This window comes from Blastocatellia bacterium (assembly GCA_025054955.1).
Classification (GTDB): Bacteria; Acidobacteriota; Blastocatellia; order HR10; family J050; genus JANWZE01.
Map to the genome: position 1 here is coordinate 1 of JANWZE010000027.1, position 10,191 is coordinate 10,191.

Here is a 10,191-nt window from a genome sequence, read left to right on the forward strand (position 1 = left end):
TCGTCAACTGGCTCGACTCGAACCTTAGCGCCTCTCTGATACCAATTGCATCTGATGACCGCGCCTGCGGCAGTTGCCTGGGTCTGCTTCTCATACTAGAGCGGTTTGCGAGTGAGTTCACCCTGAGAGCGCACGCTTCCGGCGTGCATTCGCCCGCACGATGTGCGGCTTCCAGGCTAAAGGCAATTGGAAATCGCTCCAATTGTGAAGGGAAAGATCGGAGCGTTGGCGCGCGGCCAGATTGAGCAAGCCATGGAGAAAAAGCTATGCTTCAGCTTCCAGGTTCAAAGACTCCAGACCAAAATAAGCGTGAGCGGTCAAGGCGTCGCCCGCGACCAGCACCAGCGCGAACTAAATCGCAGGACTAGCTGCCTCGAAAAGGTCGTCAAGGGTAAAAATTTTTCTTGACGAAAAACGAAAAAAAAGTAGTAACATTCTTTCCGCGTAATTTTTTTCCAAGGAATCGCCCATGAGCTCCGCGCTCGCCACGAACGATGAAAATGGTTATTTTCAAGTCATCGCCCATGTGCAACAGCCACGCCACGAAGGATGAAAAGACAATTCTTTCGTGAAGTTCGTGTGTTTCGTGGGCGATTTCCCAAGGAGCGATCTTGGGGACGCGGCGTCGTGAGACGCCGCCAAAGTCCAGCCAGACGTGAAACGTCTGCCTCATCCATTTCGTTTGAACTGTCACTGTTTTGCCCAGTGGAGCCGCGTTGGCCGACATCGGCGATCAGAAGCCGCCTTGACTGTCTTCGTAGTTAGAGTCGTTGATGGTGAATCTCGTGTTACTGATCAACAAGACGGCTTTGCCTGATTTTTCGCGGAAAGTGACGCCGGCAGCAAAACTGTAATCGTCGCCCTGGGTGTCAATATCGAGCAGCTCTGCACTCAGTGTCACAATTGTCATCGGGCGGGTGATTGAAGCGCCCGTCGGCGTTGTCCAGGTGAATGAGGGCGCTGCCAGATTGAGCAGCACGCGATGGGGCGTCATATCATCTCGGAGCATGAAGCGATCGGAGACCCGCACCGTGACGCGATCCGTCGCGCTCAGCCCAAACGGCGTGGTGACTTTCAACTCGAACACATATAGCCTGAGCGCAGCCACCGGCAGTTGTGGCGCGATAAACGTGAGCAACGGCCCACCACTGGCAAACGGAATGCTGTCACCGCTTACCTGCGTCCACTCATAGCTCAACGGTTCGCCATCCAGACCACGACTTCTGGAGCCATCAAGCGTGACTGTTTCTGTCTCTAACACACCCACATCGTCGCCGGCATCGGCAATCGGGGCTCGACGCAACGGGCGACCATTGAGGCAAATTCCTAGCAGATAATCGAACCGCTCATCGCCTTGACTGATTCGCGCTTCTCGCACACGAATGGTGTAGACGCCCGTCAGCGGCAAGCTCAACACATTCAGAAATTCGGCATTGCCCGCTCGCTCACCATTGTTGTTTTGTACCGCTACTGTCATTCCCATTGGATCAATCAATTCCAGCACGCCGTCAAAGCCGCCAGCTCCAACTGTTTGATCGAGGCTGATGGCCAGCGTGCTCATCTCCGGCGCTTGAAACCGCCATCCATCTACATCGCCGGGCATATTGATGAGTCCACCGTTGACGTTGCTGGCCAATGCCGCGTTTTCAATCGCGTCATTGGGTTCGACTTCCATCCGCACCGGTCCGGGCAACACACAGAGAAACAGCCGATATTCGCTGATTGTCTCGTTATTGCCGTTCTCACGGACCTCGACTTGATGAGTGCCTGTGCGCGTAATTCTAACGCCCGCCAAGCCGGAGGCTAGCGGGTTCGGTCCATTGTCCTCATCGGCAGCAATCACCCGATTGCCCATGAGCAATCTTAAGGATGAATCCCGACTGGTGGTTGACGGCGTCGTATCAACCGAGATGAACACGTAATCGCCTTGAGTTGCAGTGAACGAAAAAAGATCAACATCGCCGACCGGATTGATGGCCGCGCGCACATAGCGGGTCAACGGCGGCACGGGCGTGGCTGCATTACCGGAGTTGTTCGGTTCGCGCTCGTTCAGAATTGTGCCTTCCTGTCCAGGCCCGCCCTGAGCAAGCCGATGATTCACATGCGAGTTCGTGCCGCTCGGGATGAATCCCACAACGGTTAACGCAATGATGAGCAAACTTGAGAGTTTTCTTTCCATGGCCAGGAATCGTCTCCGGCGTAAGAAGCTATTTCTTAATTGCATCCTTCCCTCCTTGTATCATCCGCAAATTCGCACGCCTGTCACGCTGACCGGAGTTGGCGACGTTCACGGATTACTTATCAGTGTGGCGACGCGATTCTGCCATACGCCGGCGAGGAAAGGCAAGGCCGTGATCCTAACCGTGACGCTTCAAGAGGCGCAAAGCATCCGGCGCGGCTTCACCGCGCGTGTGGTTGTGCTGGCTTGCACAAATCAGAGGTTCCACTTCTGGCTCCCCTCCGATGGGCTGCTGACGGGCCTGAAACTTATTGACTCGAACCTCTGCATGCCGGCCTAAAGCATTTCCTCCTCCGGCATCAAGAAAAAAATTGACTTGACGTGGGCATAAGCCTTAAAATACCGCCCGGTTGTAGTCTTTAACTAGAGTTTGTTGGCAGTTGTGGTACTTAATTAGGAGGGTTGGAAGTTGTTTCCATTCTTGAACGATGTAGTGAAGTCGTTAGGGTTGTGGCGTGAAAGCAAACTGACTGCATCCGGTGCGCTCGGCCACGCTCTGATGGCTATTTAAGTGGGAGGGCAGTTTTAGGACGCCTCGACACATATCCGGCGACAGCGCTCGCGCTGAGCTTCAACTTGCAAGGAGGTAGAGAATATGAAGATTAAGCAGGCGACGTTTTATGTATGTCTTGTTGCGCTTCTAGGGATGATGATGTTGCCGGCCAGCGCCAAAGTTCAGACCGTTGCTGACAAGGCCAGCAAGGCCCAAACAACGACGCAACCGGCCACTCTTCCAATCAAGGGGAAAATCGGCTGGCAAGAATACGGCAACAAGTTCCTGGAATTGATGGCCCGCCAAGATACACTGACGGGCGAAGAGTTATTGCTCTACAAACAACTGGCTGATGAATTAGGAGCGGAGTACGAACGATTGTACGGCGACGCCGATCTACCGCTTGGCGTCATGGCTTTTGGTGCCGATACGTGCCCAGCAGCTCCGACCAACACCACGTCGTTCACCGATTCAGACACGACTGTTGGCGCGGCTGACAATTATGATCCGGCGGCGGCGACCACATGCCCAAGCACCGGCCCTGGTATTAGCGGCGGGACGATGTTCGCTGCTAGTGGCCAGGGTCCAGACAAAGTCTACAAGCTCAACAGCCCGACGGCCGGCACTGCCATTGTGAGCATGGATCCTACAACGACGGCGGATTTAGCTTTGTATGTGCTCAGCCCGACCTGCCCGGTAGGGGTTTTCACAACGAACTGCATTGTCGGCGATGATTCAGGGGCCGGTGGTGTGCTTGAGATGGTGACATTCCCCATCGCTGCGGGTACGGATTATTTCATCGTGGTGGATGGCTATGCCGGGGCCAGCGGCCCTTACGACCTGGTGGCCACGGTCGCCGTTCCGCCGGCTAATGATAGTTGCGCCTCGGCCACGGTGATCAACCCGGCGCTCAATCCGCAAACGATCACGCAGTCAACACTACTGGCGACAACGGCTCCTACCGACCCGATCATCCCTTGCGCGGCTGGTGTGCCATCTCAACATTCCAATACGGTGTGGTTCTCCTACACAGCGCCGGTAAATCAGGATGTGACGGTGACAACAAATGGTACTAGTTATGGCGGAGGCAACGACACGGTTTTGGCCGTTTGGTGTCCCCCTTGTCCAACACCCACTGAGCTTGTTGCCTGCGACGATGATAGTGGAACTGGGCTGTTGTCAGCCGTCACGTTCCGGGCGGTAGCCGGGCAAACCTATCTGATTGAAGTGGCCGACTGGGGCGCCCCAAACGGTGGGACGCTGAACTTGAATATCTCCTCTGTCAATTTGCCGGCTCCTCCACCAAACGACGCTTGTGCGGCAGCCACGCCGGTCACCTTTGGGTCTAACGGCGGCGCATTTATGGTTTGTCAGAGCACTGTGGGAGCTACTGAAGCGTGTGGTGAACCAGGTATTGGCGGCGCCAGCGTCTGGTATCAAGTGACCGCCGGCAAGACCGGGTTCCTCGATCTGGGAACATTTGGCTTCCAGGGCGTGCAATCCACCAACTACGACACGACGATTCACGTTAGAACAGCCTGCCCACCCGGCGGCACAGCTCTGGCTGACAATGACGATTTCGGTAATGACTTGCGTTCACGCGTGATCATTGCTGTTACAGCCGGCCAAACGTTCAGAGTCCGCATAGGCGGGTTTAACAATGCCACTGGCACGCTCTGCGTCCGGTTCGTCAACTTCTAACGCCTCCGTCTTTCTTTCGGCAAAGCTCCGTGGTTTGGGCTTCATGAGCTGGCTCAAGCCACGGGGCCATTGTCGTTCTCACGTGTGAAAGGGCGAAGAATTATCAGCCGGATGGCGTGAACAGCAGTAGCACAATGCCGACCAAAGCAGCCCATGCTGCTCCTTTGAAATAGCCACAGATTTCACGCTTCACACCGATGGTTCTCTGGTGACACCCGGTGCAGCGTGTGTGGCTGAGTCCTCTTAAAATAGCCCACGAAACAAATAGCCCACGAAACACACGAAACACACGAACTTCACGAAAGAATAGTATTTTCTCGTGGCGTGCGGGGAACGCATGGGCGATTCCTGACTTTATCTTGGCCAAAGCGGCGTCGCGCCCTGCGGGCTTGCCGCCGCGCTCCAAAACGCATTCTCATACGCACTCTAGCTTGGAGTGCGCCGGCAGAGCCAAGCGGTAACGGCGCTCCTCTGAAGAATGTGGCACAGGCGTTCCCGCCTGTGCTCCATTTTCATGGTTCGTGGCGTGGCCGATTGCTTGCTCTTGAGCAAGTGTGTTGGCGGCTCTGTCGCCCCAGTCTTAAGGCGCTAGAAACGGTTGCGGCAGAAACGGGGTAAACTGACCACGCTTGGCTTCTGTCTGCGCGCGTGAGATGTGCAAAGGTGCGTCTTTGATTCGCGTGAATACCAACTCGTCTTGCATCGGTTGTGCGTCAATTTGAATCTCTTCTCCGCCGACAAGCTGACCCGTAGCAACCAGGTTGGCTAACGGAAAGACGATGTAGCGTTCAATGGCCCGTTTCAGGTGGCGCGCGCCATAGCGATAATCGCAGCCTTCCTCAAGCAACCGTTGTTTAGCGCGCGCCGTGAATCTCATTGTCAACGGGCGAGCGAAGCGCCGATTCATGCGCTCTTGAACCTGTTTCAATTCCAACTCCACGATCTTCCGAAGCTGCTCTTCACGCAGTGGCCGAAAGACGACGGCTTTATCAATCCGATTCATGAACTCCGGGGAAAACTTTCTCCGAGCCGCTGCAATCGCCGTGTGGTAAATCTTCTCGTCGGTATATTCATTCAAGCGTGGGCTGGCGGTCGGCGGGCCAAAGCCGACTTTGACTGACATGAGCGATTCCATTTCTTTGGCGCCGAGATTAGAGGTCATACAAATGATGCAGCGAGAAAAATCAACTTTTCGATTATCCCCCAGCGTCAATGTAGCTTTGTCCAAGATACCCAGCAACAGCAGCCATAAGCTGTCAGAAGCTTTTTCGATCTCGTCGAACAACACAAAGGTAAATTGGTTTTCGGGCGTTTGGAAACGATCAATGCGTTCTTGGGTGAATGCCGGCTCGGTTTCCCGATGGCCCAGGTAACCGGGTGGCGAGCCGATCAGCTTGGCGATTTCATGACTGTGTTGAAATTCAGCGCAATCCACTTTGACCATCGCATAGGGATCACCGAACAGAATTTCCGCGGCTGCTTCAACGACCCGCGTTTTCCCTGTTCCCGTTGGTCCGAGGAATAACAACGTCCCGATGGGCCGAAAGGGCTGTGTCATGCCGGCCAAATAAAGTTGATAGAGGCCGACCAACGCGCGGACTGCCCGCTCTTGTCCAACAATGCGAGCAGCGAGTTGGTCGTTGAACATCTGCGCTGATGGGCTCATCAGGCTGGGGTCTAATTGTGTCACATCCATCCGAGCATGTTCTTTGAGTGTCGCCACCATGTAATGCCACCTCCGCGCTGACGTTGAAACAAGCGACGTGAGCAGAACGGGTGTGCAATGCCTGTTCCAAACCCGAAGACCGGACTGGCTCCGGCATGCTTCGTTGCACTATGTATTGTCATTGGAAGTCTTGTTCTGCTGAGTTCGTCTCTCGCCAAGCGATGGAGTGATCCAATGCGTTTCAACCCTGAAACATTTTCTTCAGTGGTGAAAGCAGCCTTTCTGCAAGAAGCGGGTTCGGCCTCGCCGATACGGATTTCCGACGGCTACGACGGGCTATCGAACGGGGATGTAGACCGCTGGCAGGCCGATGGCTTGACAGTCCAAGAGCGCGTGGGCTAAAAATTCACGCGGTGACTTATGATGCTGAACATACTCAAATACGGCGATCCACGACTGGAACAGCCGTCCGAGCCGGTAACCGAGTTTAACGGAGAACTGGCCAAACTCGTGCATGATATGTTTGAAACGATGTACGCTGCTCGCGGCGTTGGGCTGGCGGCGCCGCAAGTGGGCGTGTTGAAACGCCTCTTTGTGATGGATTGCAGCGGCGGCACAGACCCAAAACAAAAGTACGTCTTCATCAATCCTCAGATCATCTCCACGGAAGGCGAGCAGGTCGGAGAAGAAGGTTGCTTGAGTTTCCCCGGCATCTATCTGAAAGTGACTCGTCCCAAACGAGTGCTTGCTACGGCGTATGATCTCAATGGCAAGCCATTCACGGTTGATGCGATGGACTTGGCAGCCCGCTGCATTGCCCACGAAACTGATCATCTGGACGGTGAATTGTTCCTTGATCTGGTCAGCGCAATCAAACGCGATTTTGTACAGCGAAAAATTAAAAAGCTGATCAAAGCGGGAGAATGGTAAAAAAACCAGCTCTCCGACCTCGGAGTTGAAAAACAGAAATCAGGAGCCAGGCGTCAGAAGTCACAAGCCAGAAATCAGGAGTCACGAATCACGGACCGCGAACCACGAGTCACGAATCACGGTCCACGGGTCACGGACCACGAATCACGATTCACAGACCTTTGAAGTCGTTATGCGGATTATTTTCATGGGCACGCCGGACGTGGCCGTGCCGACGCTGGAACGCATCATAGAAGCGGGTCATACGGTCGAAGCTGTGTTCACGCAACCTGACCGTCCGGTTGGGCGCCATCAGACACTGATGCCGCCGCCGATCAAGCGAGCTGCGCTGGCTCACGGGCTTCCTGTTTATCAACCGGCGCAAATCAAAACCGACGAAGTGCGCCAGCAGTTCCTCGCTGTGGCGCCGGACGTTGCGGTGGTGGTGGCTTACGGTCGGATTCTTCCGCCCTGGTTGCTGGAGATTCCTCGTTGGGGGTGCATTAACGTCCATTTCTCGTTGTTGCCAAAGTATCGCGGCGCAGCCCCTGTCAATTGGGCGATTGCTTGCGGCGAAACAGAAACAGGGGTCACGACGATGCAAATGGACGCTGGACTGGATACGGGGCCGATTCTGCTACAAAAGTCTTGTTCCATCGAACCCGACGAAACGGCTCCTGAACTAGCCGCGCGGCTGGCCGTCATCGGCGCTGAGCTGCTGGTGCAAACACTCGCCCTGATCGAACAGGGCGCCATCACGCCTCAGGCACAAGATCATTCTCAGGCAACGTTGGCGCCCATTCTGAAGCGTGAAGACGGCTTGATCAACTGGCAAATGCCAGCGCAGCACATCCACAACCGCATCCGCGGATTTCAACCCTGGCCCGGCGCGTGGACCATTTTCAACGGACAGCGATTGATTATCTGGGGCGCGAACGTTGTCTCTGCTGATCAACCGGACGAACGGGAGCGGGCGCAGCGCGATGCCGTCACAGCGCCGGGAACGATCGTTCATGCCGGCAAAGAGCGTCTCGTGATTCAATGCGGGGATTTGTCCCTATTGCAGATTGAAGAACTCCAGCTTGAAGGGAGACGACGCATGAAGACACGCGATTTCTTAAACGGCATTCGAGTGGATGCAGGCATGCAGCTCGGCCATTAGCGCGTGGTTTGGGTGAACGCAGACGTTGAGTTTTGGCCGAGCGCGTCTTCCCTTGCTTAAGAACATGTGGCATAGGCATTCCTGCCTGTGCTCCATGATTCATTCTTCGTGGCGTGCAAGAGCATAGGAACGATTCTCTTGAGCATGTGGCATAGGCATTCCTGCCTGTGCTCCATGATTCATTCTTCGTGGCGTGCAAGAGCATAGGAACGATTCTCTTGGAAACTGAGAGCATGTGGGATGAGCATAGTGTCCAAGAAACGACAATCCACCTCGCCATCGCTTCATGGTAGGAGCGGCCACCGGTCACCGGCCATCAGTCCGGCGCGGCGGGAAGCGTTCCGCATCTTGTTACAGGTCGAACAGGAGCGAGCTTATGCCTCAGAGCTCTTGGTTTCGGCAAAGCTGGATGCTCTAGCTGCTGAGGACCGTCGTCTGGTGTATGAGCTGGTGCTGGGCGTGCTGCGCTGGCAGCTTCAACTGGATTATTACATCGCACACTATGCGACTCGGCCGGTGACGAAACTGGAGCTACCAGTTCTCATCGCGTTGCGACTCGGTCTCTATCAAATCCGGTTTCTGGATCGGATTCCCGATTGGGCCGCCGTGAACGAATCCGTGCAACTGGCCAAAAGACACAGCCGGGCCGGCGCGACGCGACTGGTCAATGCCATTTTGCGAGAGGCATGTCGAACACGTCAGATAGACCTCTGTGATCAGATTGAACAGGAGCATGAGCAACTCGCCATTCGATACTCTCATCCGCGCTGGCTGGTTCAGAAATGGATCAGCCAATGGGGTCGAGAGGAGACGATCCGGCTCTTGCAAGCCAACAACGCAACGCCACCAGTGGCCCTCCGATTCAATCCGCTGAAGGCTGTTCCCGAACAAACGCGGACCGAGCTTGAACAGCAGGGCGTCTCGCTGATCGCTTCAGCGTATGCGCCCGGGGCCTATCGCATCGAACGGGGAGCGACGCAGGATTACGGAGCGATGGTTCAATCAGGCAAGGTCTACATTCAAGATGAAGCCTCGCAGTTGGTCGCATCGCTGCTGGCGGTTCAACCGGGTATGCGCGTGCTCGATGTGTGCGCCGCGCCCGGCAGCAAAGCCACACAGATGGCAGCCACGATGCTGAATCAGGGAATGATCGTGGCTGCCGATGTACATCAGCACCGGCTACGTCATCTGCAACAGCTCAGCGATCGGCTTGGCGTCACTCTCATTCATCCGGTCGTCATGGATGCGCGTCAGCCACTTCCGTTGACGCCTGCCGAGTTGTTTGATCGTGTATTGGTGGATGCTCCCTGTTCTGGCACAGGCACGCTGCGTCATCACCCTGAAATCAAGTGGCGACTCCAACAAGACGACTTGACCGCAATGGCGCAGCTTCAACTGGCCTTGCTTACTAACGCGGCCACGATGCTGGCGTGCCACGGGCGATTGGTCTATTCAACCTGCTCATTGGAGCCGGAGGAAAACGAACAGGTCGTTGAAAAATTTCTGGACGCGCATCCTCAGTTCAAGCGGCTCCAGCCCACAGCGCATCCAAGCGTGCTGACCCATACGGGCGATGTTCGCACGTTCCCTCATCGGCATCACGCAGACGGATTCTTCGCTGCTGTACTCGGCCGGCACACTTGATGTATTGGAGCGGTTTTCAATCAGCTTACCCTAAAAGCGTGGCTCTCAGTGTAAACTCGTTCGCAATTCGATCTATTGGTATCACCTGGCCCCGTCTTGGCCTACCTTTCACGTGTCAGACTGCAGGCGATAAAAAAGCCCGGATGAGCCAGACCACCTGGCTCCGCCGGGCTTACGAATTGTTCTGGATCCATCCGCGAAGCGGGCGGACACGTCACCGGCAGTCCGCCCACTCCACGTTGTCAATCACCCTACGGGCACGTGCACACGTCGTCGCACGCATTCACGTTCGACACAATTGTGTGCGTCACCGTCGGGTTGTTGCGCGAGATCGTCAGCCGGAAGTTCCCGCGACAGCGCCCAAGATCAATGATCCC

At 55.5% G+C, this 10,191-nt stretch carries 10 protein-coding genes; 6 read left to right on the plus strand and 4 right to left on the minus strand.

Going from position 1 to position 10,191, the window contains the following annotated elements; all coding sequences use genetic code 11:
* Nucleotides 1–385: 385 nt before the first annotated feature.
* Both NZ823_03065 and NZ823_03070 read right to left on the minus strand, forming a co-directional pair.
* Complete coding sequence (locus tag NZ823_03065) at nucleotides 386–727, minus strand: hypothetical protein (protein MCS6804107.1); 342 nt, start codon at nucleotides 725–727, stop codon at nucleotides 386–388.
* Between the two features lie 6 nt (nucleotides 728–733).
* Nucleotides 734–2,179 carry a hypothetical protein gene (locus NZ823_03070; GenBank protein ID MCS6804108.1) on the minus strand — a complete coding sequence of 482 codons (1,446 nt, stop codon included), beginning with the start codon at nucleotides 2,177–2,179 and terminating at the stop codon, nucleotides 734–736.
* On the opposite strand from NZ823_03070, the gene NZ823_03075 reads away from it, so the two are divergent.
* Nucleotides 2,178–2,519: a hypothetical protein gene (locus NZ823_03075; protein ID MCS6804109.1), complete on the plus strand. Its 342-nt coding sequence runs from the start codon at nucleotides 2,178–2,180 to the stop codon at nucleotides 2,517–2,519. The genes NZ823_03070 and NZ823_03075 overlap by 2 nt on opposite strands.
* 315 nt (nucleotides 2,520–2,834) lie before the next feature.
* Nucleotides 2,835–4,433, plus strand: coding sequence for a hypothetical protein (locus NZ823_03080; protein ID MCS6804110.1), 1,599 nt, complete (start codon nucleotides 2,835–2,837; stop codon nucleotides 4,431–4,433).
* 103 nt (nucleotides 4,434–4,536) lie between these two features.
* Here NZ823_03080 and NZ823_03085 read toward each other — a convergent pair whose 3' ends face one another.
* A complete protein-coding gene (locus NZ823_03085; GenBank protein ID MCS6804111.1) occupies nucleotides 4,537–4,839 on the minus strand; it encodes a hypothetical protein in 303 nt (100 codons plus the stop codon).
* A 174-nt stretch (nucleotides 4,840–5,013) separates the two neighbouring features.
* The gene (locus NZ823_03090) at nucleotides 5,014–6,159 is read right to left on the minus strand and encodes an AAA family ATPase (GenBank protein ID MCS6804112.1); all 1,146 of its coding nucleotides are present in this window, start codon (nucleotides 6,157–6,159) and stop codon (nucleotides 5,014–5,016) included.
* Nucleotides 6,160–6,333: 174 nt separating this feature from the next.
* Here NZ823_03090 and NZ823_03095 point away from each other — a divergent pair, with 174 nt between their 5' ends.
* From NZ823_03095 to rsmB, 4 genes are all read left to right on the plus strand, one after another.
* Nucleotides 6,334–6,501, plus strand: coding sequence for a hypothetical protein (locus NZ823_03095; GenBank protein MCS6804113.1), 168 nt, complete (start codon nucleotides 6,334–6,336; stop codon nucleotides 6,499–6,501).
* A gap of 18 nt (nucleotides 6,502–6,519) precedes the next feature.
* A complete protein-coding gene (def, locus tag NZ823_03100; GenBank protein ID MCS6804114.1) occupies nucleotides 6,520–7,029 on the plus strand; it encodes a peptide deformylase in 510 nt (169 codons plus the stop codon).
* A 172-nt stretch (nucleotides 7,030–7,201) separates the two neighbouring features.
* Nucleotides 7,202–8,170, plus strand: a complete 969-nt coding sequence (gene fmt / locus NZ823_03105) for a methionyl-tRNA formyltransferase (protein MCS6804115.1) — start codon at nucleotides 7,202–7,204, stop codon at nucleotides 8,168–8,170.
* 240 nt (nucleotides 8,171–8,410) lie between these two features.
* A complete protein-coding gene (gene rsmB / locus NZ823_03110) occupies nucleotides 8,411–9,814 on the plus strand; it encodes a 16S rRNA (cytosine(967)-C(5))-methyltransferase RsmB (GenBank protein ID MCS6804116.1) in 1,404 nt (467 codons plus the stop codon).
* Nucleotides 9,815–10,191 lie beyond the last annotated feature (377 nt).